The sequence below is a fragment of the Methylobacterium sp. D53M genome (genome assembly GCF_053345625.1).
Genome location: NZ_JBKFAL010000002.1, coordinates 13,832 through 37,685, shown reverse-complemented (window position 1 = coordinate 37,685; position 23,854 = coordinate 13,832). Strand labels below are relative to the sequence as shown.

Genomic DNA, 23,854 nt, shown 5'->3' with positions numbered 1-23,854 from the left:
GGCGGATCCTTCAGGCGGCCTGCGGGGTCGCGACCAGGGCCGGGCCGTCGCCGTCCATGAGCGCGACGAGGTCGAACACCACCACGAAGGCCTCGCCCCGGCGACCGATCCCCGCGATGTAGCGGGCGTTCCAGCGCCCGCCGACCTCGGGCGCCGCCTCCATCTCGGCCCGGTCGAGTTCGGTCACCTCGATCACCCGGTCGGCCACGAACCCGACCCGCAGCGGCCGGCCGGGCATCGGCACGTTGAGCAGGATGATCCGGGTGGCCGGCGTGCGCGCCACCGGCGGCAGTCCGAGCTTGGTCCGCAGGTCCACCACCGGGTAGCTCTGCCCGCGCACGTCGATCATGCCGAGCAGGAAGGCCGGCGCCTGCGGCAGCGCGGCCGGGACCCGGTAGTCGAGGATCTCGTGGACGTGCTCGACGTCGATCCCGAAGGTCTCGGCCCCGAGGCCGAGGGTCAGGTACTGCCACACACTGGACATGCAGGGTCTCCGGCTGGAGCGCGGCGCGCGACGGCGGCTCGCGACGACGGCTGACGACGACGGCTGACGACGACGGCGGGATCCGCGCGGGCACGAGCACCGCGCGGATCCGGGCCTCGGGCGAGGTGTCAGGCGACCCGGGTGAAGGCGGCGTCCTGCGCGTCGCCCTCGCCCATGTCGAGGGCGAAGCCGCCGCCCCCGGCCGGGCCGCGCGCGCCCGCCCGCTTCGGGCTCGGGGAGCGGATCGCCGCCGAGGGCGTGCCCATCCGCGCCGCGGTCGCGCGCAGCCGCGTCACCGCCTGGTCGACACCGGCCACCGGCGCGGCCGCCTCGGTGATCCGGAAGTAGGCGATCGTCGCCTGCAGCTTCTCGGCCTGGGTGGCCAGCTCCTCGGAGGTGGCCGAGACCTGCTCGGAGGCGCTGGCGTTCTGCTGGGTCACCTTGTCGAGCTGCTGGATCGCCTGGTTGATCTGGCCCGAGCCGACATCCTGCTCGCGGCAGGCGGCGGTGATCTCCTCGACCAGGCTGGCGGTCTTCTTGATGTCGGGCACGAGCTTGCCGAGCATGTCGCCGGCCTGCTGTGCGGCCTTGACGGTGTCGGACGAGAGCGTGCCGATCTCGGCCGCGGCCGCCTGGCTGCGCTCGGCGAGCTTGCGCACCTCGCTGGCGACCACCGCGAACCCGCGACCGTGCTCACCGGCCCGGGCCGCCTCCACGGCGGCGTTGAGCGCCAGCAGGTCGGTCTGGCGGGCGATCTCCTGCACGATGGTGATCTTCTGGGCGATGGTCTGCATGGCCTCGACGGCGCGGCCGACGGCGATGCCGCTCGCCTCGGCATCCTGGGCCGATTGCCGGGCGATCGTCTCGGTCTGGCTGGCGTTCTCGGCGTTCTGCTTCACGTTGGCGGCCATCTCCTCCATGGAGGCCGAGGCTTCCTCGGTCGACGAGGCCTGCTCGGTCGAACCCTGCGACAGCTGCTCGGCCGAGGCCGAGAGCTCCTGGGACCCCGCCGAGACGTTGCCGGCCGCCGCGGTCGCCTCGGCCACGACGGTGCGCAGCTTCGACAGCATGGTCTGCAGGGCGAGGCCCATCGTGTCCTTGTCGGAGAGCGGCCGGGCCTCCACGGTGAGGTCGCCCTGGGCGATCGCGTTGGCGAGCGCCGCGGTCGCGTTCAGGTTCTCGGTCATGCGGCCCATGGCGCCGACGAGGTCGCCGAGCTCGTCGTTGGTCGTGACCGTCGCGGTCTGGCTCAGGTCGCCCATCGACACCGCGTCGGCGAGCGAGACGGCACGACCGAGGCCGCGGGAGATCGACAGCGCGAGCCAGGTCGCGATGCCGAGGCCCATGAGGAGCGCGGCCGCCGCCACGCTCAGCAGGATCGTCTGACCCTGGGCGGATTCCGCGTTGGCCTGGGCCGCGGCGTCGTCCATGAACCGTTTCTGCCGATCCGCCAGCGCCTCGAACGCGTTGATCGCCGTCGTGCTCACCGTCGCGTACTCGCCCGAGGCGACTTCGGCCGCCTTCACCGAGCTGCCGATCTCGACGAGGGCGAGCGCCCGCTGGAAGGAGGACGCCCAGGTCCCGAACCGCTCGCGGACGGCCGTCACAGCGATTCCCGCCGCCTGGGCCGCCGCCGCGAGCTCGTCGACCGACCGGTTGATCTCCTCGCGCGACTGCTTGGCGAGGGCCACGCGCTGCTGGAGCGCGTCGACGCTCGTGGTCCCGGTGGCCGAGGTCAGCTGCCCCCAGGCCCGCTCGACCCGGCTCTTGAACACCGCGGCGACCCGGGCGAGCCGCTCTCCGGCGGGGCTCTGGGCGTCGGTCGCCGTGTTGATCAGGGCGTCGAGGTCCGTGCGCAGGGCGGCCAGCGCCGGGCGACCCGCCGCATTGATCTCGGCCCAGGTCTTCCCGTTGGAATTGTCGCGGGTCAGCTCCAGAGCCCGGTTCCCCAGCGCGTTCTGCTTCTCGTACTTGGCCGACAGGTCCTCGTAGAGCCGCTTGCCCTCGTCGGTCATGAGCAGGGGCTTCACCTTGGCCAGCGATGCCATGGCGTCACCGTGGTTGGTCGCCGAGCGCTTGGCGAACTCCGTCATCTGCGTCTCGTCCGGGCTGATCAGGGCTCCGCGGACGTTGAACGCGCTGCGGATGGCGTGCGCCTTGCCCTCGAGGACCTGCTTCTGGATCTCGGCGCGGCTCAGGACGTACTTCATCGTCGCGTCGGCGGCCGTGAGCCTCTGGTAGCCGACCCCGCTGGCCGTCCCCAGGAGAACGAGGATCGCGCCGAAGCCGACCCCGAGCTTGGCCTTGATCGAGAAACGCATCGCCCTTTACCCCTACGCAAACACGAGATTCTGACGGGACTTCGGAAAGACTTCGGAAAGACTTCAGTCGAGGATCTGCTCGAGTTCGGGGACGATGATGAATTCGTCCCCCGCCTTGACGATCGAGCGGATGTATTCCGGGCGCCAGGTCGTGCCGACGGGCGGCACCGCCTCGCACTGCGCCGGATCGACCTCCGTGACCGCGAACACCTTGTCGGCCACCAGCGCGACGACCACGGGGTCGCCCGCCACCGGCACCTCCAGGACGAGGAAGCGCGTGTCCGGGCTCGCCGACGCCGCCGGCATCCCGAACCGCTCGCGGATGTCGGCCAGAGGCACGACGTTGCCGCGCACGTTCACGATCCGATCGATATGCGGGCGCGCCCCCGCCACCCGCGTCGCCGGGATCGGATCGATGATCTCGCGCACCATCCCGGCCTCCAGCGCGAAGCTCTCCGAGCCGATCCGGAACATCACCACCTGCTGGCCGCCCTGCCGACCGTCCCGCTGGCCGCCGTCGGCGGCCGCCTGCGGGCCGGGCTCGACGACTCCGCGCGCCACGCCGCCGCTCATCACGCCACCTCCTGGTACTCGCGCACGCCCTCGGCGCGCCCGCCGCTCACGAGGCGGCCGACATCGATGATCAGCGCGGCCGTGCCGTCACCCAGGATCGTCGCCCCGGAGAAGGTCGCCACGTCCGCGTGCAGCTTCGACAGCGACTTGATGACGGTCTGGTGGTTGCCGATGATCTGGTCCGCCACCAGGCCGACCCGCGCCTCACCGGCGGCCACCACGATCACCTTCTGGTGCAGGTCCGGCTCGCCCGCGGCCCCGAACAGGCTGCGCAGCCGCAGGAACGGCACCAGCGCGCCGCGGATGTTGAGGAAGTCCCGCCCGCGGCCGCCGCGCTCGCTGGCGGGCAGCTCGACGCATTCCTCCACCGCGGCCAGCGGGATGACGTAGCGTCCCTCCCCCACCCGGATCAGCAGCCCCTCGATGATCGCCAGCGTCAGCGGCAGGCGCAGCGCCACGCAGGTGCCGCCGCCCGGCTCGGTCGCGATGTCGATCGTGCCGCGCAGGCTCTCGATCGTCTTCTTGACGACGTCCATGCCGACCCCGCGCCCCGACAGGGCCGAGATCTCCTGCGCGGTCGAGAAGCCCGGCGCGAACAGGAACTGGTAGATCTGCTGGTCGGTGAGCACCGCGCCCGGCGCGCACAGGCCCTTCTCCTCGGCCTTGGCGCGGATGCGGGCCGCGTCGAGCCCGGCGCCGTCGTCGCGCACGCTCACCAGCACCTGCGCGCCGACATGCTCGGCGGTGAGCGTGATCCGCCCGGTGGCGGCCTTGCCGCCGGCCGCGCGGCGCTCGGGCGCCTCGATGCCGTGGTCGATCGCGTTGCGGATCAGGTGGACGAGCGGGTCGGCCAGGCGCTCGATCACGGTCTTGTCGAGCTCGGTCTCCTCGCCGGCGGTGACGAACTCGACCGGCTTGCCGAGATCGCGCGAGAGGTCGTGGACGAGGCGGCGGAAGCGGCCGAACAGGGCGCCGATGGCGACCATGCGGATGCTCATCGTGGTGTCGCGCAGCCGCGCGGACAGGCGCTCGATCTCCTCGGCGATGGCCTTGAGGCCGGGATCGGCATGCAGGCCGGCGAGCTGGCTGAGCCGCGCCTGGGCGATGACCAGCTCGCCGACCCGGTCCATCAGCTCGTCGAGCCGCTCGGCCTCGACCCGGACGCTGCTGGCCGGCCGCTCCTCGGCCCGCCGGGCCGGGACGCGCTCGGCGGCCCGGGCCGCGGGCTCGACCGCCCCCGGCCCGGCCGGTCCGGTCTCGCCGGACGCGCGAACGGCGAGGCCGGCGGCCGGAACCGCGCCGGACGGCAGCCCCGACGGCGGCTCCGACGGCGGCCCCGACGGCGGCGGTGCGGCCCCGGCCGGCTCGGGCGCGGCCACCGGTGGCGCGGCCGAGACCGGGACGAGCGTCAGGGTCATCTCGTCCCGCACGAACAGGAAGACGTCCTCGATCGCCTCGCGGGGCACGGCCGCGCGCAGCGTGACGTCCCAGCCGATGGCGAGGCTCTCGGGGTCGAGGGCCGGCAGCTCGGGCAGCGCGTCGAGGCGCGGCACGATCGTGCAGGCGCCGAGGTCGCGCAGCTCGTCGAGGAGCGCCAGGGGATTGGTCCCGTTGCGGAGGATCTCGGGCGCGAACGCGATGCCGATCTGCCAGCCGCCCTCCCCCGCCGCAGCGGGCTCGGCGGCCGGCTCCGGGAGGAGCGCGGACGGGGTGGCCGGGCGGGACGCGGCGCCGAGCAGCTGCTCGAGTTCGGCCAGGATGGCCTCGCCGATGATCGGGGCGCTCGCCTCGGGCTCCTCGATGAGGCCGCGGATGTAGTCCTTGGCCGAGAGGGAGACGTTGACGAGGTCGCGGCCGACCGGGACCTCGCCGCGCCGGACGCGGTCGAAGGCGGTCTCGAAATCGTGGGTGAAGGCGGCGACCTGCTCGAAGCCGAACATGGCGCCCGAGCCCTTGATGGTGTGCAGGGCCCGGAAGGCCGTGTCGATCAGGGCCCGGTCCTCGGGCCGGTCGCCGAGATCGAGCAGCGTCGTCTCCAGGCGGGCGAGCAGCTCGGCGGCCTCGGCGCGGAAGATCTCCGCGGGATCGAGAGCAGTCATGGGACGAACGGACCCCCGGACACAGAACGCAGATACAGAACCAACCGCCCGATCCCGAGCGCGAACGGACGCGCCGATACCGGAGACCGGCCGCGCCCTTCGCGATCAGGCAGTCGAACAGACTGTCCCGGCGCGCGGCGACCGCGCGGTGACGGGACACGACGCGAAGCCACCGCCTGACTTCGTGTGTTGTATATAATCGGACCAGAAATTTTCGGTTAACGAACAGATTTGAGCCCTGAACGGGAAGTATATCTACATCGGGTTCGAAGATATTGATTATCGGATACTGCGATCGTGTGACACGCGGATCACAGGATCTCGGGCGCGCGGTGCGGCACGGCTCCGGCCATCACGGCGCATCGACGCGCGTCGCCGAACGTCGATGGACTCGGTCGGACGTGAACGGACGTGTGCGGACATCGACGTCCACCGGCGCGCAGCCGCGCGGATGCGGGCCACGGCAGGTCCCTGCGGGCGGCGCGCGGATCGCGACGGGACTGGAACCGGGAACGGGGCCGGACGCGGCCGGTCCGGCGCGGGAAGGCCCGGCCGCGGCGCGACCGCCGACCGGGCCCGAACGGGCTGCCCTCGGCGCGCGCCGGCGCGCTCAGAACAGGTCGATGCCGTCCGGATCGTCGGCGGCGTCGGCGGCCGGCGTCTCGGAGGCCGGAGCCCCCCCGAGCAGGCGCTCGGTCAGGCGCGCGCGAACCTCCCCCAGGGTGCAGCCGGCGATCGCCGCCGCGATCCAGGCCGGATCGGCCGCGGCATCCGGCGCCGCGACGCGGTCCGCGCTGTGGTCGGCGAGCCGCCCGAGCTCCGCGCCGGCCGAGCGCAGCAGGCCCTCGACGTTCTGGACGCGCTGCTTGGCCCGGTCCTGGAACTGCATCGCCACGATCGCCGCCGACACGTCCTGCGTGATGGCCTGCGTGGTCTCGGCGGTCTGCTGCAGGATGCCCGCGACCTGCGCGTTCTGCTCGACCAGCGCCCGCATCACCATGCGGACGCGCGTCTCGGCGGTCCGGCTCTCCTCGGACATGTCGATCGCCGCGATGTCGCCCAGCAGGGCATGGCTGCCGCGCAGGCCGGCCGCCATCGTGCCGATCTGCTGCTTGATCACGTCCGACAGGGCGTTGATCGTCGTGGCGAGGCCGCGCACCTCGTCGGCGACCACCGCGAAGGCCGCGCCGCTGGCGCCGGCCCGGGCCGCCTCGATCTTGGCGTTCAGGGCGAGCAGGTTGGTCTGTCGGTTGATCCGCTCGATCTGCGCGACGCTCCCCTCGACCGACGACAGGCCCTCGAGCACCCCGGCCAGACCCTGCGCGAGGGTCGACCCGCGGGACGACATCAGGGTGATCCGCTCGATCAGGGCGGTGAGCGTCTCGCCGAGACCGGCGGCGACGTCGCCGAGCTGCAGGGTCCGGTCGTCGATCCGGACGGTCTGGACCGAGGCGACGAGCCCCCGGACGATCTCCGACTGCTCGCAGGTCGTGGCGGCGATGCTCTGGAAGCGGTTGGACAGGCCGTGGACGTTGGCCTCCACGTCGGTGGAGACGATCCCGAGCTCGGCGACGAGGGCGTCGAGCAGCGTCCGCTGCTGCGCCGAGAGGCCGAGCCAGGCCTGGAGCAGGTCGGCCGCCTGCGCGGCGGGCGCCGGCTCGGCCACGATCGCGGCGGGCAGCGGCGCGGGCTCGCTGGACGACGCGGCCGCCTCCGGGAGCGGCGCGGCCGGGATCGCCGCGCCCGATCCGCGCCGGTCATCGAGCCCCACCTCGGACCCCACCTCGGGCCGCATCCCGGGCCGGCGGAACCGGTCCGGGACCTGCCTGAGGATGTCGTGGGCGACTTGGAAGGCCATCGGCGGGCGGGTCTCTCGGCGTCGTCCGACGCGCGCGGGTCATGCAACAATCCCACGGTCGGCACCCGACCGAGGCTAAGGAACGCCGTTGAAGAAAACGTTATCGCCCGGCCGATGGCCGCAACGGCCGGCACAGATCACAGTATTAGCCAATCAACACTGTCCGAGGCCGGGCAGACCTCCGTCCTGTGCTGGGCCCGCGGCCGCGTCGTCCGTCCGCGATTGGCCGAACCTTCAGGAAGAATTTACCCGCCGCGGTGTTGACTCGGGCGCGGCGGCGCGTCGCCCCGCACGTCCGTCGTCGAGGTCACGAACCCGCATGTCCGAGGCTCCCGTCCTCACGCTCGGTCCCGACTGCACCATCCGGACCGTCCGGGCGCTGCAGGACACGCTGGCGGCGGCGCTCGCCGGCGGGGCGCGCCTCACCCTCGACTGCGCGGCGGTCGAGCGCGCGGACGTCACCTTCGTCCAGATCGTTCTCGCGGCCGACCGGACGGCGCGGGGTCGGGCCGCCGGGATCGCGCTGGTCAACGTCCCCCCGGCGGTCGAGGCCGCGTTCCGGCGCGCCGCGATCGAACACCCCAGCGCGCCGCACCTCTAGGCGCGCGTCAGGCACAAGAACGGAATCCGTGTCATGGCCACTGTCCTCGCCGTCGACGATTCGCCCAGCATCCGGCAGATGATCAAGGTGGTGCTCGGCCCGGCCGGCCACACGGTGATCGAGGCCGGCGACGGCGCCGAAGGCCTCGCGAAGGCCAGGAGCGAGAGCGTCAACCTCGTCATCACCGATCTCAACATGCCGGTGATGAACGGGCTGGAGATGATCAAGCAGCTGCGGACGCTGCCGAGCTGCACCGGCGTGCCGATCCTCTTCCTGAGCACGGAATCCGACGAGGCGATCAAGCAGCAGGCGAAGGCGGCCGGGGCGACCGGCTGGATCACCAAGCCGTTCAAGCCCGAGCAGCTGCTCGCCGTCGTGGGCAAGCTCGTCCGCGCCTGAGGCCGCGCCTGAGGCCGCCTTCGTCGGGCCCGACACCGGGCCCGTCATGTCCCCGACCGCGCCGATCCGGCGGGCTCATTTCAGGTGGTAGGCCACCCCGGCGATCAGCGCCTTCTCCTCGGTGTTGAGCGTGCGCCGCGGGTCGCCCCCGAACTTGTTGTGCCAGTACTGGAACCCGGCGAAGACCTCGACCCGGTTGGGCGTGCCGGCGACGAGCTGCCCGACATCGAGCACGAGGTTGGTCTGGGAGACGAATTCCAGCTGGGTGTCGTTCTCGTTGAATCGACCGTAGCGCCCCTTGGGCAGCACGATCGTGTTGAAGCCGGCGAGCGACAGCGGCAGCCCGGTGAACGGCAGCGGGATCGTGTAGGTGATCTCGAATTCCGGCGTCATCTTGAACTCGACGCTGCGGAAGTGCGCGTAGTCGAAGCCCGGCACCGGCCCGTATCCGGCGAAGCCGTTGCGGGAGAACTCCTTGTAGCCCTGGACCTTCAGGTTCACGAACCCGGCCGGCACGTCGAAGGCGAAGCTCAGCCCGAAGGTCCCCGCGCGCTTCTCGGAATCGAAGGTCGTGTCCTTGGTGTTGACGTCGGCCCCGAACGACAGGCCGACATCCTTCACGAAGCCGGGGATGGCCAGAGCCTGCGTGTCGAAGACCTTGTTGAGGCTCAGGACGCCCCGGTAGATCAGGTAGAACTCGGTGGCGCCGACGCCCTCGAACCGGCCAACCTGATTGCCGGCCGGATCCTGGGATCCGGACCGGAGGATGTCGAGGGAGAGCAGGTTGGTGCCGTAGGCCCACGCGTTGGCGTGGAACAGGTTGATGACGGTCTTGGGGACCTCGCGCCCCACGAACTGGCCGTCGGGACGCTGGACCCGGAGGCCGGGCTCCGCCGAGGGTCCCTGGAAGCGGTAGCTCACCACAGTGTCGGAGAAGTTGAAGAAGGACGGCGGCGGCGCCGCCATCACGGTGGCGGCCGCGACGGCAACGGCGGCCTCCTGGCGCCGCGCGCGGGCCGCGGCCGCGACGGGCGTCCCGTCGGCCGCACCCGCCCCCGACGTGGTCGAGGAACTGGCCGCGGCCGTGGCCGGAGCGGGCGCCGGCTCGGCGCGGGCGAACCCGGCCAGACCGACCCCGCAGGCCAGGATCAGCAGGCCGGCCGCCGGGCGCGGGCTCGCCCGGGACACCGACCGGAGCATCGCGCGCCCTGTCCCCGCGCCCGGCCCCTGCCCGCGACGGCGCCGCGCGGGCCGCGACCGCCCGGGCGCGCCGCCGGTCAAAACAGCTTCCAGAACACGAGGATCATGAGCCCGTAGGCGGCGATCAGCAGCGCGGCGCCCTGCAGGTTAACCCGGGTCCGCCGCGCCGGATCCGGCGTCAGCCACCAGCCCAGCCGCTTGGCCGTCCAGGGCACCATCACCGAGGTGAGCAGGACGCTGAACACGTTGCCGATGAACAGGGCGACCGGGAAATCCACCTTCAGCATGCCGGCCAGGATCGGCGCGCCGACCAGGACGCCCCACAGGAACACGGTCGGGTAGAGGGTCAGCACGACGATCATGTTCATCTTCCACGCCGCGGGCGCGCCCTCTCCGGGCGGCGCGACGTTGCGGAACCACTGCTCGAAGCCGCTCTGCACCGTCCGCGTGTGGAATTCCGCGGTCATCGGCGCCGCCTCGGCGACCAGGGCCCGCCGCTCGGGCGAGTCCATCCAGGTGCGCAGGTTCGCCTCGCTGTCGAAGCGCAGGATCGCGACGTAGTCCTCCTGCACCCCCGGCACGGCCGGCTCGAACCGGTAGCCCTGCATGCCGGGCGCCCGCGACTGCGCGGCCGCGATCTTCTGCTCCCACCGGAGGTAGGCGGCCTCCATGCCGGGCTTCACGCGGGTGCTGATCACCGCGCTGACCGGCGAGGTCCGGGCCGCGCCGGCGTCGTCCTTGACGATGTGGACGTCGTCGCGGCCGACGAGCATCGGCGTGGCGCCCTGGATGCGGGCCTGCCGCTCGGGGGAGGCCATCCAGGTCTTGGCCTGCTCCAGGCTGTGGAACCGCTGCACGATCACCCAGTCCACCTGCAGCGGCGGGCGCGGCGGGATCAGCTGCTGCTCGATGAAGCCCGGGAAGGCCGCGACGACGGCGCTGGTGTCGACCTGCCAGCGGGCGAAGGCGTCCGCGCTCTCCGGCCGGATGGTCGTCTGCGTCACGATGCTGACGGACGATGTGGCACCGCTCATGAACCGACGCGCTTCCGTTGCACGGCTGCCTGCACTCGCGCGTTGGCTTCGCCCGGCCCCCGGCGCCGCGCCCGGTCACCGCCCGGCGGGTCCGGGGCGGTGCCGAGAGGCGCCACCTCCGGCGACCCGGACGGCCGGTCCGTGGACCGCGGCACCGAGGCGGCGGCGGACCCGCAGGGATCTGCCGCGCCGCGGAACACGAGGATAAACAACCGAAAATTGATCTTGCATCGAGCGCCCGCCACTCCATTGGCAGCACTGCTCTGCATGCCTGTATCAGCGGGCAATCTACGACCGGAGTCAAGACCTCGGCGCGGAGGTCGAATATTTTAATTGTAAATACAGCACGTTCTCTACGGCGATCGTCTTTTTAGCGGAAACGCTTGCACGATATTTATCTTCCGCGCGCGCGGCCCGGAAGGCCGGACTTTTTCGGCGCCCGCTCCGCCCGAGCCCCGCCGAGCTGGGACGGAGCGACAATGAAAAGACGGGGCGGAGACGATCGTCGCCGGGCGCGGCGGAGGGTGTGGCGCCGGGTGTGGCGCAGGGTCGGGGCGCAGGGTCGGGGCGCCCTGCCATGACGGGACGGATTATTTCTTGTCCGTCCGTCTCAGGCGGGGCGCCGCCGTCCCGATCAGGAGCCGCCGCCGAGACCGCGACACGCCATATGTGCTGCTCGGATCGGGCCGGAGAGCCTGATCGATCATCTCTTCACGGTCGTTTTATTGCATTTCCCTATATTTACAATTCGACTGCCGACGATCGCGGGCCGGCGTTGACGCGGCACTTCCGCCCCTGTCTATTCTGTCGCCAAGCCGCGGGTAGCCGCTCGTTACTGGCTGACGAACATGCGTTCGCAGGACGCACGGTTTCAGCGGAACGTCCCGATCCGCGCGCGGCCCCGTCGCCGATCCTGCCCGCGCGGCTCGACGGCGGTCGCGCTCCGTGACACCCCGCACCGCTCGGCCGGACCGCGCGGCGACATCGCTCAACTCGAAGCCAATGCCGGTCGTCCGACCCGGAGTTGTTAAGCACGCCGCGCGAAGTCTAGTGCGGTCCGACACAACAATCGGGACCGCCCCTCGATTAAGAAATCTCCGCGGTTCATAGTCTCGACCAACCGACCCTTTTCGCGACGACAGAGGTTCCAATGTCTGACAACCACGAAAAATTCATGGCCCGGGCGATCGCCCTGTCGGAGAAGACGTCGCTGGTCGACAGTGCCGGCGGCGTGTTCGGCTGCGTGATCGTCCAGGACGGCGAGATCATCGCCGAGGGCGCCAACCGGGTCGTCGCCGAGAACGACCCGACCTGGCACGGCGAGATCGAGGCGATCCGGAAGGCCTGCAAGGCGCAGGGCAGCTTCAAGCTCCGGAACGCGACGCTCTACACCAGCGCCGAACCCTGCCCGATGTGCATGGCGGCCGCCTACTGGGCCGGCGTCAAGAACGTCTACTACGCGGCGCAGGTCGAGGACGCGCTGGAATACGGCGGCTTCGACGACAGCATGATCTACGCCGAGCTCAAGAAGGACGTCGGCGAGCGCTCCATCCCGACCCAGCAGATCATGCGCGAGGAGGCCGTCGAGGTCTGGAAGAAGTACGCCCAGAAGGCGGACCGCGTCCCCTACTGAGGGTCGGATCGCGAGACCGGCCGTCCTGCTCCGCCCGCTCAGGCCGCGTCGCCCGAGCGGGCCTCCACGCCCGCGCAGTGCCCAGTCATGAATGCTGAGACCTTGAGGACGGCCTGCAAGGGCCCGGTCATCGACGCGGGCGACCCGCAGTTCCGGGAGGCGCTTCACGGGAACCTGTGGAACAGGCTGATCCCCGACCGGGCGCCGCAGATGATCGTCAGGGCCGCCGACGAGGACGACATCGTCGCCACCGTGAAGTTCGCCCGCGCGCACGGCCTCAAGGTCGTCGTCCGCGGCGGAGGCCACAACTGGTGCCAGCCGACCCTGCGCAACGGCGGGATCCTGATCGACCTCGGGAGCCTCGACAAAATCCTGGCGATCGATGTCGCGCAGCGCCGGGCCGTCATCCAGCCGATCGTCAGCAACCGCGACATCCAGAAGGCGCTCAACGCCCACGGACTCGCCTTCCCGACCGGCCACTGCCCCCAGGTCAAGGCGAGCGGCTACTTCCTCGGCGGCGGCATGGCCTGGAACCCCACGGTCTGGGGCTACGGCACCGAGAGCCTCGAGGCGATCGAGCTCGTCACCGCCCAGGGCGAGCGGATCCGGGCCAGCGAGACCGAGAACCCGGACTTCTTCTGGGCCGCGCGCGGCGCCGGCCCGGGCTTCTTCGGGATCGTCACGAAGTATTTCCTCAAGCTCCACGCGCTGCCGAAGGCCATTCACGGGAGCGAGTATTTCTATCGCCTCGAGGATGCGCCGGCCGTCGGCACGTGGCTCGGCGAGGCGGCGCCCACGATCGCGCCGAGCGTCGAGCTGACCCAGTTCCTCGTGAAGGCGCCGCCCGCGCTGGCCGAGGCGGCGGCGGACCGGAACGGCTGGGTCTGCATGGTCACCGCCACCGCCTTCGAGGACACCCCGGAGGCGGCCCGGCGCGCGCTGGCGCCGCTCGATGACGCACCGGTCGCGCCCCTGTCGAGCGCGCGGGTGACGCCCCTCGACTTCGAGCAGCTGTTCGACGCGTCCGGCGCGCTCTTCCCGGAGGGCGTGCGATCCCGGGTCGAGGCCACCTTCTCCAATCACAGCCCCGGCGCGGTGATGGCGGCCATCCTGCCCCTGTGGCAGCGGGCGCCTTCGGCGACCTCGGTGTTCCTGTCGACGATCTTCTGCGGACCCGACGTCCCGGGGCCGCAGCGGAACATGGCCCGCTCCATGACCTCGAAGGTCTATGGCGGCCCCTGGACCATGTGGCACGAGGCGGACGACGATCAGGCCAACGCCGCCTGGCATCGGGCGGTGATCGCCGCGCTGAAGCCGCTCAACATCGGCTACTACATCGGCGAGACCAACACGGTCGAGCAGCCCGAGATCGTCGCCCAGGCGTTCACGCCCGAGAAGTGGCAGAGGCTGTGCGCGCTGCGCGACGCGCACGATCCGGACCGCGTGTTCTTCGACTATTTCGACGGTCTCCGCTGAGCCGCGGCGCGGTCACGTCGGCGTGTCGGTCGCGTCCCAGGGCGTGTCGCGGTCGTTCTGGAATCCGGTCAGCCAGTTCAGCGCGACGTGGCGCTCCGCCACGACGTCGCCGTTGAGCCCCGCGGGGGCTGTCCCCTTCTGCCGCGCCTGCCGGACGACCCAGTGCGCCCGCCACGCGCGGTCCAGCGCCTCCAGGATCTCGCCGGGCGGCCGCAGCCGCGCGGCGTCGGCCGCGCCCGCGTCCCGGGCGAGCGGCGCGACCGCCCGCCAGAGCGCGTCGACGTCGACCGTGGCGTCGCTGTCGGCGATCCGGGCCGCGCGCACGCCGAGCGCCCACAGCAGGGTGTTCGCGGCCTCGTAGCGCCAGGACGCCGCCGCGGCGTCCTTCGGGTCCGCCGCCTCGATCTGGGCGCGCTCGGCCGGCGACAGGGCCGCGAAGCCGGTGGGATTCAGCGTCCTCTGCCCCGGCTCGCGCAGCGTCGTGCCGGCGCCGAAGGCCTGCCCCCAGGCCGCGATGTAGAGCAGGGCCAGAGCCCGCCGGAGCACCTCCGCCGGCGGTCGCAGCGCGAGTTCCGCCTCGCCGAGCGCGGGGGGCATGCCGGCCGGCGGCTTCGGGTCCAGATCCTCCAGGCGCTCCAGGGTCCGGGCGCGGCGCGCGACGGCGTCGGGCGGATAGGGCAGACGCGCGGCCGGATCCGTCTCGCCCGCGGCCGACAGGAGGAGCGCCATGTCGGGCGCGCGCACGGAGCCGTCGGGCAGGAAGAGGACGGCGTTCGCCGCGAGCGCCCAGGTCTCCACGCGCGGCAGGTCGGACGCGGCGACCGCGAAGCTGACGTGGTTGCGGACGCGCTGCAAGTGGCGCCAGAGATGGTAGCGGAGGGCGGTCATCTGCCCGTCGCCCCGTCCCATGACGTAGCCGATGAACCCGTCGAGATGCGGCTGCAATTCGGGGTCGGAGAGGTCCCGCCGGCCGTTCAGCGCGTGGTCGAAGGGGAGCGCGGGCAGGTCGCGCACGGTCGCGTAGGCGTTGACGAGAAGCGGTTCGTCCGGCGCCGCCTCCGCCGGTGCCGCATCGGCGCGTCCGAACAGCCGCTTCAGCAGATTCATGGTCTCTCCCTTCCGGTCTTCCCGCGGAGCGGCGCCTCCGAGGCCGGCATCCGCACCGGGCCCGGTCGCGCCGGGCGCGCGAGCGCGGAAGCGGGCGCGCCCAGAGTGGGGCGGGCGCACCGGCCGGGCAAGGCGCGCCGCGCCCGGAGCCCTCGGAGGCCGGATCGCAGCATTCGGTTGACGTGGCCGTTCGGCCGGTTAGAAAACCGGCCGTCGAATCGGTTATCGATCCGGTTGCGCCCAATCTTTGTCGCTCGGAAGCTGTAGCTCGACCGCATCTATAGCCTCCTGGACCGAGACTGTTCGCTGCGCCGGCTCGATACCGGGACGCCGACCCGACCGCAATCCTGCCGCGCCCGCCCTGCCGCGCCCGCGTCTCGCCATCAGGAGCCGACCATCGCCGAAGCAGCGCCCCCGCGCGACCGCTCGCGACCGCGCGCCCTCGCCGGGCTCCTGGCAGCGACCGTGCTGCTGCCGCTCGCGATCCTGCTGATCGGGCTCTGGCAGGGCCAGCGCGGCCTCGACGACTGGCGGGCCTTCGCGGCCGAGCGCGACCGCCTCGGCGCGGTCGTGGCGGATCTGGAGGCGCGGTCTCCGCGGGACGGGCGCCCCGATTTCAGCCTGCAGTTCCGGCACGACGGCCGCCTCTACGGCGGCCCCTACGCCGCGGTGAAGGCCCGCGAGATCCGCGACCACGCGGGGACCCTCGCCGCCGTGATGGACTGGCGGCGCAGGCTGCCGGCGGTCGCGGTCGCGGGCGGCGGAATCGCGGCGGCGCTCTCCGTGCTCGTTCTGCTCGTCGGCGGCCTGCTCGGGCAGCTGGGACGCGGGTCGCGCGACGCCCTGGTCCGCGGCTTCTCGCTGGTGCGGCGGCTGCTTCCGCCCGCCCTCGCCGCCCAGATCGTGGCGGCGACCGCCGGCCTCGTGGCGGTGGTCCTGTTCGAGGCCGGGCTGCTCGTCGACGGCGGCCTCAGCGGCGGCGGCGTGAAGCTCCTGGCGATCGCGGCCGGCGCGGTCGGCGCCACGATCCTCGCCGCGTGCGGCGCCCTGATCGGCCTGCGCCGGGCCCTCGTCGCCTTCGCGCCCGACCCGCTGCCGATCCTCGGGCGGCGGATCGCGCCGGCCGAGGCGCCGGGTCTCTGGCGCCTCGTCGAGGCGCTCGCCGACCGGATGGGCGCGCTGAAGCCCGAGGCCCTGGTCGTCGGCCTCACCGAGGGCTTCTTCGTCAGCGCCGGCCCGGCCGTGCTCGAGCCCGGCGGCGCGCGGCTCGACGGCCGGATCCTCTACGTGCCCCTGCCCTATCTCGCCCTGCTGCGCGTCGACGAGACGGCGGCGATCCTCGGGCACGAACTCGCCCACTACGCCGGCGGGGACACCGCATACAGCCAGCGCTTCCTGCCGATCTACGCGGGCGTCGGGCGCTCCCTCGACGCGATGGCCGAGCGCGAGCGCGGCGCGCTCGGCGTGCTCGGGCCGTCGATCCGCCTCGGCCTGTTCGTGATGGAGCAGTTCCACCTCGCCGTGCGCCACTGGAGCCGGGTGCGCGAGTTCGCGGCCGACGCGGCCGGCGCCGCCGTGACCTCCCCCGACGCCTCGGCCCGGGCGCTCCTGCGCTACGGCGCCGCGCGCCCGCGCGTCGTCGAGACCCTGGACGCCGCGACCGACGCGCCGGAGACGGCCGCCGCCGACCTCGTGGCGGCGGCGTTCGACGGCGCGATCGCGCGCGGCCTCGAGGATCCCGCGGCGCGCCTCGAGGACGAGCAGGCCCACCCGACCGACACCCACCCGCCGACCCGCGACCGCGTCGCCGCCCTCGGGCTGGCGATGGACGCGGACCTGCTGGCCGCGGCCGGAGCCGCGCCGCCGGCCCGGGCCCGCGACCAGCTCGCCGCCTACTTCGCCGACCCCGACGGCCTGTGCCGGACCGCGACGCGGGACTTCCTCGGCGCGGTCCGCGCGCGGGAGACCGCCGCCCGCGCACATCTGGAGGCGACCGCCGCGGAGATCGGAACCGAGGAACGGGTGCTGCGCGCCAGCCACCGCGCCCGCGGCCTCACGCTGGCCGCCAGCGCCGGCCTCTTCGCCGCCGCGGCGCTCGCGCTCGCCCTGTTCCGGATCCCGGGCCTGTCGCCGTACGAGGCCCGGATCGTGGCGGCCGTGGCCCTGGCCCTCGCGGCCGCCTTCGGCGGGGCGGGCGCCTTCGTCCTGTCACGGGGCGAGCCGATCGCCCTGATCCTGAGCCCCGCGGGGCTGACGGCGCCCGGTCTCGACAGGGTGATCCCCTGGGAGGCCGTCGCCGATCTCGACATGTCGCTGAGCCGCGCCGGCATCGTCACCCGCCTGCTGCTGCCGCCGGGCGCGGACTGGCCGGAGCGGGCCCCGGGGCGGCACCCCGTGAAGCTCGACGCGAAGCGCCGCATCGTGACCCTCACGGTCGGACTGCCGCGCGGGATGAAGCCGCAGGATTTCGCCGACCTGATCGCCCGCTACCAGGCCGCGCACCACGCCCGCCGCGCCCTGGCCGAGCGCGCCGCGCGCGCGACCGTCGCCGCCCACACCCCCTCTCCCGAAGCCCTGCCTGCTTGAGGATCGCATGGGATCGCCCGCCAAGCCCGAGACCGCCGAGACCCTGCGCCTGCCGCCCGACCGAGCGAGCTGGACCGTCATCCTGGGCGTGCTGTTCGGCTTCGTGCTGTTCGGCGGCCTCCTGGCAGCCAGCGCCGTCTACACGGCGCCCGTGCTGATCTCGGATTGGCAGGTCCGCGAGGCCGCCCGGCCCGTCCCGAACGCCCGCGTGAGCGACGGCAAGTGCAGCACCAAGCTCGTGTTCCACATCTGCGACGCGACGCTCTCGCTGCGGACGCCCCAGGGCAGCGTGACCCGCCGGGTGAACTACGTGTTCACCGGCCTGCACGCGGGCGACTACACGATCGGCGTGATGGCCGACCCGGCGCATCCCGAGTCCGTCACCACCGATCTCGGCCTCGACCGGCTGTGGAACCGGGCGATCACCCTCCTGACGATCGACGGGGTGATCCTGGCCGGCCTCGTCGGTGCGCTGATCTCGATCCTCCGCAACGGGCGCGCGGCGTTCCGGTCCGCCGCCTGACCGGCCCCGCGCCGGGATCTCGGCCGCGCAGGGCCGTCCGCGCCACGGGACACGCCCGAACCGGCGGACCGGTGCCGTACCGGTTGCCGGTCCGGCGATCCGGTACGTGTGCGTCATTGCGCCGGCGCGGACGGTCGGTCAGACCGCGCTCCCTCGAACCTCTCGGGAGAACCGGATGAGCAGCACCCGCAAGACGGCGCTTCGTGGCGCCCTCCTCGGCCTCGCCCTCGCAGGCCCGGCGCTGGCCGACGACACGCCGACGACGGCGGGCGCGGTCGACCGGCTCAAGGGCCTCGCCAACGAGGCGGTCGGCGGCGCCAAGCGCGGCGTCGGCAACCTGACGGACGACGAGGCGCTGAAGGCCGAGGGGCGCGACCAGAAGCTCCGGGGCCAGGCCCAGCAGGAGCGCGGCAAGGCCAAGGACGCCGTCGAGAACGCCCTCGACAAGTAGGCGGGTGGGGCCCCGGCCGCGGCGCGGCCGGGGCCCGCCGCACCGATCGAAACGGTCTCGCCGGCCGGCATGACGGACACCGTCAGCGCTTCGGCCTGTCCCGGAGCCGGAGCCACTGGCCGCGCCGGGCGCGACGGACAGCGCCAGGCTGGCGCCGGCGCCCGCGGCCCGAGCGATCGTACAGTTGCCCTGCGTACTCGCTCAATCGACCTATTACGCGGGAAAGCTCTCATTATTTTAGCAAACGTTCCAATTTTTCATTCTATCTTACTCACTTGGCAGACATCACAGAAATCATACGGTCGCTCTGCCGGACGCCACCGCTTTAGGTAGTGCGCCGTGGTTGATAACGATTTTTGTTGCAACAACTTAACCGCGACATATGCTATCGATACAGGATAGGCGACCGAATCGGGCCGGTCTTGAGTATCGAACCTGTATTGCTGCAGGGCACGGCAACCGTGCGGGGCCGCCAGAACAAGGATCGACCGGACCGTCCGGTCGACGCGACGCGCGGGTGTGCCGATCATGATGTTTGCTGTCCCCGCCTTGCTGTTGGAGCTGGCGTTGACGACGCCGGTCTCGGACAAGATGCCGGTCTTCGACGTTCACGGCAGCTGCCGAGCGGCGACGACGGCGATGACCCTCGATCCCGTTCGGCAGAAGCTCTGCCTCCAGGACGAGGGGTCGGCCCGTGCCGAGGTGGCGAAGAAGTGGTCCAGCTTCCCGGCGGTCGACCGGACGCGCTGCGCGGCGGAGGCCCAGCTCGACGGCCTGCCCAGCTACGTCGATCTGCTGGAGTGCCTGACCCTCGCCCGGGAAGCCAAGGCCGAGGACGATCAGTAGCCACGTCAGGACCGTGACCGAAGACCGTCCCGTAACGCTCTCACGTTGAGGGTCGACCGTGCCGATCGTGCTGCAGCTTCCCGGATCCCTCCGTCTCCTCGCCTTGGCGGCCATCGCGGGCCTCGCCGCCGGTTGCCGCGATGCGAACCAGTACGTTCCCCCACCGCCGCCGACGGTCTCGGTCGCGCAACCGCTCGTGCGCACGGTCACGCGCTACTTCGAGCTCACCGGCAACACCAAGGCGTTCGCGGCCGTCGAGCTCGAGGCACGGGTCCAGGGCTTCCTAGAGGCGATCACCTACAAGGACGGCGCCGTCGTGAAGAAGGGCACGCCGCTCTTCTCGATCCAGCGCAACACCTACGAGGCGCAGCTCAAGCAGGCGCAGGGCGCCCTGGCGGCGCAGCAGGCCGCCCTGGCGAATGCCCAGTCCGAGTATCAGCGCCAGTCCACGCTGGGCCGGCAGGAATTCGCCTCGCAGGCGCGCGTCGAGGACGCGAAGACCAAGCAGGACCAAGCCAGCGCCGCCGTCATGGAGGCGCAGGCCAACCTCGACATCGCCGCCATCAATCTCGGCTACACGCAGGTCTCCGCACCGTTCGACGGCGTGGTCACCAACCACCTCGCGGATGTCGGGGCGCTCGTCGGCATCAGCGGACCGACCAAGCTGGCGCAGCTCGTGCGCATCGATCCGCTCTACGTCTACTTCAACATCAGCGAGCAGCAGGTGCTGCTGGTCAAGGAGCACCTGCTCGCGACGCATCGGACGCTGGGCGACCTATCCAGGATCCCCGTGGAGATCGGCCTGCAGACCGAGACCGGCTATCCGCATGCCGGCAAGCTCGACTACCTCGCGCCGCAGGTCGACCCGTCCACCGGCACGCTGATGGCGCGGGCGCTCATCGAGAACGGCGACCACGCGCTCCTCCCGGGCCTGTTCGTTCGGGTCCGGGTCCCGGTCGGGCGCCAGGACAAGGCCCTGCTGGTGCGCGACGACGCCATCGGGACGAACCAGCAGGGCAGCTACGTGCTCACGGTCGGCGCCGACGACACGGTCTCGCAGCGGGTGGTGACGCTCGGGCCCCGGGACGGGCGCTACCGGGTGATCGAGACCGGGCTCGCACCCGGCGACTGGGTCGTCACGGACGGCATCCAGCGGGCAATCCCCGGGGCGAAGGTCGCGCCCCAGAAGGTGGCGGTGGCCGAAGCCTTGCCCGACCCGGCGCCACTCCCGCGGTGAGCCGTCGTCCGGAAGTCCCGGCGCTGCCGACGAGGCCGACACGCCCGACGATCGGACAGTGATCTCCGCCACCCCGCGTCCCGCCCTGGCGGCGGGCCGCCCCTGAGACGCCGGCACCGAGGGCCAACGGCATGATCTCGCGCTTCTTCATCGAGCGGCCGGTCCTGGCCAACGTGCTGGCCCTGGTCATGGTACTGATCGGCGCGGTGTCGCTCTTCAACCTGCCGGTGTCGCAGTATCCCAACGTCGTGCCGCCGACGGTCCAGGTCACCACCCGCTACCCGGGTGCGAGCGCCCGCACGGTGGTCGACACGGTGGCGCTCCCGATCGAGCAGCAGGTCAACGGCGTCGAGGGCATGCTCTACATGCAGTCGACCAGCGCGAGCGACGGCACCTACACCCTCACGGTCACCTTCGCGATCGGGACGGACGGCGATCAGGCCCAGGTGCTGGTGCAGAACCGGGTCGCGATCGCGATGTCGTCGCTGCCGCAGGCGGTCCAGGTCCAGGGCGTCACGACCCAGAAGAAATCCACTGCGGTCCTGCAATTCGTCACGCTGTCGGCCAGCGATGGGAAGTTCGACAGCCTGTTCCTGTCGAATTACGGCGTCATCAACGTGCAGAACGAGCTGGCCCGGCTGCCCGGCGTCGGCAACGTCACGGTCTTCGGCGCCGGCCAGTACGCGATGCGGATCTGGCTGGATCCCGACCTGGTGCAGGCCCGGGGCCTCACCCCCGACGCCATCATCAACATCGTGCAGCAGCAGAGCCAGGAGGTCACCGCGGGCGCCGTGGGGATGCCGCCGGTCCCGGCCGGGCAGGATTTCCAGTACACGCTCAACGTCAACGGCCGGCTCAACAATGCCCCGGACTTCGAGAACATCGTCGTCAAGGCGGACGCGCAGGACGGCGGCCGCATCACCCGCCTGCGCGACGTCGGCCGCGTCGAGCTCGGCGCGCAGACCTACAGCCAGTCGTTCACGCTGAACGGGCAGCCCGCCGCCGGCATCGGCATCTACCAGCTGCCCGAGGCGAACGCGCTGACGGTGGCGAACGCGGTCCGCACCCGGATGGCCGAGCTCGCGAAGACCTTCCCGTCGGGCCTCGTCTACGCCATCCCGTTCGACACGACGGAGTTCGTGCAGGCCTCGATCCACGAGGTCTACATGACGCTGTTCGAGGCGGCCGTCCTGGTCCTGATCGTCATCCTGGTCTTCGTCCAGGACTGGCGCGCCATGCTGGTGCCGGCGACGACGGTGCCGGTGACGATCATCGGCGCCTTCGCCGCCATGGCAGCGATGGGCTTCAGCGTGAACCTCTCGACGCTGTTCGCGATCGTGCTGGCCATCGGCATCGTGGTGGACGACGCCATCGTGATCGTCGAGGGGGTCTCCCACCACATCGACGAGGGCCTCTCGCCCCGGGCGGCGGCCGAGAAGGCGATGGAGGAGCTGTTCGGCCCGATCATCGGCATCACCCTGGTGCTCATGTCGGTGTTCGTGCCGGCCGCGTTCCTGCCCGGCCTGACCGGGCAGCTCTACAAGCAGTTCGCCCTGGTGATCGCCGCCACCGCGCTGATCAGCGCGATCAATGCCGCCACCCTGAAGCCGACCCAGTGCGCCCTGTGGCTGCGCAAGCCGGTGCCGCCGGAGCAGCGGAACGTGTTCTACCGCGGCTTCAACCGCGTCTACGGGGTCCTCGAGGGCTGGTACGCCCGGCTGATCGCCACCATGGTCCGGCGCAGCGGCCTCATGGTCGCCGTGGCGCTCCTGCTGATCGGGCTCGCCGGATGGGGGCTGACCCGCCTGCCGACCGCCTTCCTGCCCACCGAGGACCAGGGCTACGTCCTCATCGGTGCGCAGCTGCCGGACGGGGCCTCGAAGGAGCGCACCGACGCGGTGATGCAGCGGATCAGCGCCCAGGCGAAGGCGACGCCGGGCGTCGACAACGTCCTCTCGATCAGCGGGATCTCGGTCCTCGATTCGAGCGCCAGCCTGCCCAATGCCGGCGTCGCCTACGTGGTTCTCAAGAACTGGGATGTCCGGGCCAAGGAGAAAGGCCAGGATCTGCGCAGCCTCTACGAGCGCTTCAACACGATGCTGGAGGGCGTCGAGGACGCCGACACCTTCGTGCTGATCCCGCCGCCGATCCAGGGTATCGGCAACGCCAGCGGCTTCACCATGCAGATCGAGCTGCGCAACGGCGACTTCGACTACCCCTTGCTGGAGAGCCTCGCCCGGACGGTCGTCGCCGACGGGAACTCGCAATCCGGGCTGCGGAAGCTCAACACCTCGTTCCGGGCCGGCGTGCCGCAGATCGCGATCGCGGTGGACCGGGTCAAGGCCGAGGCCCTCGGCGTGACGGTCGGGCAGGTCTTCTCGACCCTCTCGAGCTACGTCGGGTCGTCCTACGTCACGCAGTTCAACAAGTTCGGCCGGACCTTCCAGGTCTACGTGCAGGCCGCGCCCGATTACCGGCTCCGCCCCGAGGACGTCGAGAACCTGAAGGTGCGCGCCGGCAACGGCGTGATGGTGCCGCTCGGCACCGTCGTGGAGATCAAGTCCGTGCAGGGGCCGTCCCTGATCAGCCTGTACAACCTCTACCCGACGGCGACGATCGTGGGCGGGGCGGCGCCGGGCTTCAGCTCCGGGCAGGCGCTGGACCTGATGCAGCAGATCGCCGCCAAGGTGCTGCCGCCGGGCACGGGCTACGACTGGACGGCGATGTCGTACCAGGAGAAGGCGGTCGGCGCGCAGATCTACCTCGTGTTCGCCCTCGCCATCCTCCTCGTCTACCTGGTCCTGGCCGGCCAGTACGAGAGCTGGATCCTGCCGCTGGCGGTCCTGCTCGGCGTGCCGCTGGCGCTGCTGGGCACGGTCGGGGCGCTGCTGCTGCTCGGCGTCGCCAACAACCTCTACACGCAGATCGGCCTGATCCTGCTGATCGCGCTGGCGAGCAAGAACGCCATCCTGATCGTCGAGGTCGCCCGCGAGAAGCGGCAGGCCGGCCTCGACATCGCGGCTGCCGCCGTGGAGGCGGCGCGGCTGCGCTTCCGCCCGATCCTGATGACCTCGTTCGCCTTCATCCTCGGCGTGCTGCCCCTCGTCACCGCCTCCGGGGCCGGGGCCGCGGCGCGCAAGTCGATCGGCATCACGGTGTTCAGCGGCATGCTCGCCTCGACCTGCCTGGCGGTCCTGTTCGTGCCGTCCTTCTACGTGATCCTGCAGCGGATCGAGGAGCGCCGCGCGCGCCGGGGGCAGCCCGGGCCCGTCGCGTCCCCGCCCCCGGCCGGGCCAACCCCCGAGACCGGACCGGCGTGAGCCGGAGCGCGGACGCGGCGCGGTTCCGCTCCGCGCCCAGCGGGTATCGCCCCGCGCCTCCGTCACCGCGCGACGCCGTTCCCTCCGACGCGCGGCGCCGGATCCG

General features: G+C 71.8%; 18 protein-coding genes. 10 read left to right on the top strand and 8 right to left on the bottom strand.

Going from position 1 to position 23,854, the window contains the following annotated elements:
- Positions 1 to 10 precede the first annotated feature (10 nt).
- The 5 genes from ACLBYG_RS04305 to ACLBYG_RS04285 form a co-directional block, all read right to left on the bottom strand.
- Positions 11 to 484 carry a chemotaxis protein CheW gene (locus ACLBYG_RS04305; RefSeq protein WP_091927762.1) on the bottom strand — a complete coding sequence of 158 codons (474 nt, stop codon included), beginning with the start codon at positions 482 to 484 and terminating at the stop codon, positions 11 to 13.
- A 128-nt stretch (positions 485 to 612) separates the two neighbouring features.
- The gene (locus ACLBYG_RS04300; RefSeq protein WP_447680702.1) at positions 613 to 2,805 is read right to left on the bottom strand and encodes a HAMP domain-containing methyl-accepting chemotaxis protein; all 2,193 of its coding nucleotides are present in this window, start codon (positions 2,803 to 2,805) and stop codon (positions 613 to 615) included.
- 63 nt (positions 2,806 to 2,868) lie between these two features.
- Entirely contained in the window at positions 2,869 to 3,378 is a 510-nt protein-coding gene (locus tag ACLBYG_RS04295; RefSeq protein WP_020091068.1) for a chemotaxis protein CheW, read from the bottom strand.
- Positions 3,378 to 5,477: a chemotaxis protein CheA gene (locus ACLBYG_RS04290; protein WP_447680701.1), complete on the bottom strand. Its 2,100-nt coding sequence runs from the start codon at positions 5,475 to 5,477 to the stop codon at positions 3,378 to 3,380. The genes ACLBYG_RS04295 and ACLBYG_RS04290 overlap by 1 nt, the downstream gene beginning before the upstream one ends.
- 610 nt (positions 5,478 to 6,087) lie before the next feature.
- Positions 6,088 to 7,335, bottom strand: coding sequence for a methyl-accepting chemotaxis protein (locus ACLBYG_RS04285; RefSeq protein ID WP_447680700.1), 1,248 nt, complete (start codon positions 7,333 to 7,335; stop codon positions 6,088 to 6,090).
- 319 nt (positions 7,336 to 7,654) lie between these two features.
- On the opposite strand from ACLBYG_RS04285, the gene ACLBYG_RS04280 reads away from it, so the two are divergent.
- Positions 7,655 to 7,936 carry an STAS domain-containing protein gene (locus tag ACLBYG_RS04280; protein WP_447680699.1) on the top strand — a complete coding sequence of 94 codons (282 nt, stop codon included), beginning with the start codon at positions 7,655 to 7,657 and terminating at the stop codon, positions 7,934 to 7,936.
- A 33-nt stretch (positions 7,937 to 7,969) separates the two neighbouring features.
- Positions 7,970 to 8,335, top strand: a complete 366-nt coding sequence (locus tag ACLBYG_RS04275) for a response regulator (RefSeq protein WP_020091072.1) — start codon at positions 7,970 to 7,972, stop codon at positions 8,333 to 8,335.
- 75 nt (positions 8,336 to 8,410) lie between these two features.
- Here the strand turns inward: ACLBYG_RS04275 and ACLBYG_RS04270 are convergent, their stop codons facing one another.
- Positions 8,411 to 9,535, bottom strand: a complete 1,125-nt coding sequence (locus tag ACLBYG_RS04270) for a hypothetical protein (protein WP_447680698.1) — start codon at positions 9,533 to 9,535, stop codon at positions 8,411 to 8,413.
- A 77-nt stretch (positions 9,536 to 9,612) separates the two neighbouring features.
- Positions 9,613 to 10,569: an antibiotic biosynthesis monooxygenase gene (locus ACLBYG_RS04265; protein WP_020091074.1), complete on the bottom strand. Its 957-nt coding sequence runs from the start codon at positions 10,567 to 10,569 to the stop codon at positions 9,613 to 9,615.
- Between the two features lie 1,150 nt (positions 10,570 to 11,719).
- Here ACLBYG_RS04265 and ACLBYG_RS04260 point away from each other — a divergent pair.
- Together ACLBYG_RS04260 and ACLBYG_RS04255 are read left to right on the top strand one after the other, a co-directional pair.
- Positions 11,720 to 12,202, top strand: a complete 483-nt coding sequence (locus tag ACLBYG_RS04260) for a nucleoside deaminase (protein WP_012321704.1) — start codon at positions 11,720 to 11,722, stop codon at positions 12,200 to 12,202.
- Positions 12,203 to 12,289: 87 nt separating this feature from the next.
- Complete coding sequence (locus ACLBYG_RS04255; RefSeq protein WP_447680697.1) at positions 12,290 to 13,678, top strand: FAD-binding oxidoreductase; 1,389 nt, start codon at positions 12,290 to 12,292, stop codon at positions 13,676 to 13,678.
- 12 nt (positions 13,679 to 13,690) lie between these two features.
- On the opposite strand, the gene ACLBYG_RS04250 is transcribed toward ACLBYG_RS04255, so the two are convergent.
- The gene (locus ACLBYG_RS04250; RefSeq protein WP_447680696.1) at positions 13,691 to 14,785 is read right to left on the bottom strand and encodes a DUF4272 domain-containing protein; all 1,095 of its coding nucleotides are present in this window, start codon (positions 14,783 to 14,785) and stop codon (positions 13,691 to 13,693) included.
- A gap of 465 nt (positions 14,786 to 15,250) precedes the next feature.
- Between ACLBYG_RS04250 and ACLBYG_RS04245 the strand changes: the two genes are divergently transcribed.
- The 6 genes from ACLBYG_RS04245 (at position 15,251) to ACLBYG_RS04220 (ending at position 23,748) form a co-directional block, all read left to right on the top strand.
- Positions 15,251 to 17,371: a M48 family metalloprotease gene (locus ACLBYG_RS04245; protein ID WP_447680695.1), complete on the top strand. Its 2,121-nt coding sequence runs from the start codon at positions 15,251 to 15,253 to the stop codon at positions 17,369 to 17,371.
- Between the two features lie 7 nt (positions 17,372 to 17,378).
- A complete protein-coding gene (locus ACLBYG_RS04240; RefSeq protein WP_091927770.1) occupies positions 17,379 to 17,894 on the top strand; it encodes a hypothetical protein in 516 nt (171 codons plus the stop codon).
- Between the two features lie 175 nt (positions 17,895 to 18,069).
- On the top strand, positions 18,070 to 18,345 hold the full coding sequence (locus ACLBYG_RS04235) for a CsbD family protein (protein WP_020091080.1): 276 nt from the start codon (positions 18,070 to 18,072) through the stop codon (positions 18,343 to 18,345).
- A 567-nt stretch (positions 18,346 to 18,912) separates the two neighbouring features.
- Positions 18,913 to 19,191, top strand: coding sequence for a hypothetical protein (locus ACLBYG_RS04230; protein ID WP_234081793.1), 279 nt, complete (start codon positions 18,913 to 18,915; stop codon positions 19,189 to 19,191).
- A gap of 64 nt (positions 19,192 to 19,255) precedes the next feature.
- Entirely contained in the window at positions 19,256 to 20,428 is a 1,173-nt protein-coding gene (locus ACLBYG_RS04225; protein ID WP_042672342.1) for an efflux RND transporter periplasmic adaptor subunit, read from the top strand.
- Positions 20,429 to 20,559: 131 nt separating this feature from the next.
- Positions 20,560 to 23,748, top strand: a complete 3,189-nt coding sequence (locus tag ACLBYG_RS04220) for an efflux RND transporter permease subunit (RefSeq protein WP_447680694.1) — start codon at positions 20,560 to 20,562, stop codon at positions 23,746 to 23,748.
- The last annotated feature ends 106 nt before the right edge of the window (positions 23,749 to 23,854 follow it).

Excerpts from the sequence above, each read along its gene's own strand:
- ACLBYG_RS04260 (WP_012321704.1), top strand. The coding sequence starts at position 11,720 with ATGTCTGACAACCACGAAAAATTCATGGCCCGGGCGATCGCCCTGTCG.
- ACLBYG_RS04265 (WP_020091074.1), bottom strand. The coding sequence starts at position 10,569 with ATGAGCGGTGCCACATCGTCCGTCAGCATCGTGACGCAGACGACCATC.
- ACLBYG_RS04305 (WP_091927762.1), bottom strand. The coding sequence starts at position 484 with ATGTCCAGTGTGTGGCAGTACCTGACCCTCGGCCTCGGGGCCGAGACC.
- ACLBYG_RS04240 (WP_091927770.1), top strand. The coding sequence starts at position 17,379 with ATGGGATCGCCCGCCAAGCCCGAGACCGCCGAGACCCTGCGCCTGCCG.
- ACLBYG_RS04285 (WP_447680700.1), bottom strand. The coding sequence starts at position 7,335 with ATGGCCTTCCAAGTCGCCCACGACATCCTCAGGCAGGTCCCGGACCGG.
- ACLBYG_RS04290 (WP_447680701.1), bottom strand. The coding sequence starts at position 5,477 with ATGACTGCTCTCGATCCCGCGGAGATCTTCCGCGCCGAGGCCGCCGAG.
- ACLBYG_RS04220 (WP_447680694.1), top strand. The coding sequence starts at position 20,560 with ATGATCTCGCGCTTCTTCATCGAGCGGCCGGTCCTGGCCAACGTGCTG.
- ACLBYG_RS04280 (WP_447680699.1), top strand. The coding sequence starts at position 7,655 with ATGTCCGAGGCTCCCGTCCTCACGCTCGGTCCCGACTGCACCATCCGG.
- ACLBYG_RS04270 (WP_447680698.1), bottom strand. The coding sequence starts at position 9,535 with ATGCTCCGGTCGGTGTCCCGGGCGAGCCCGCGCCCGGCGGCCGGCCTG.
- ACLBYG_RS04235 (WP_020091080.1), top strand. The coding sequence starts at position 18,070 with ATGAGCAGCACCCGCAAGACGGCGCTTCGTGGCGCCCTCCTCGGCCTC.
- ACLBYG_RS04300 (WP_447680702.1), bottom strand. The coding sequence starts at position 2,805 with ATGCGTTTCTCGATCAAGGCCAAGCTCGGGGTCGGCTTCGGCGCGATC.
- ACLBYG_RS04255 (WP_447680697.1), top strand. The coding sequence starts at position 12,290 with ATGAATGCTGAGACCTTGAGGACGGCCTGCAAGGGCCCGGTCATCGAC.
- ACLBYG_RS04275 (WP_020091072.1), top strand. The coding sequence starts at position 7,970 with ATGGCCACTGTCCTCGCCGTCGACGATTCGCCCAGCATCCGGCAGATG.
- ACLBYG_RS04295 (WP_020091068.1), bottom strand. The coding sequence starts at position 3,378 with ATGAGCGGCGGCGTGGCGCGCGGAGTCGTCGAGCCCGGCCCGCAGGCG.
- ACLBYG_RS04250 (WP_447680696.1), bottom strand. The coding sequence starts at position 14,785 with ATGAATCTGCTGAAGCGGCTGTTCGGACGCGCCGATGCGGCACCGGCG.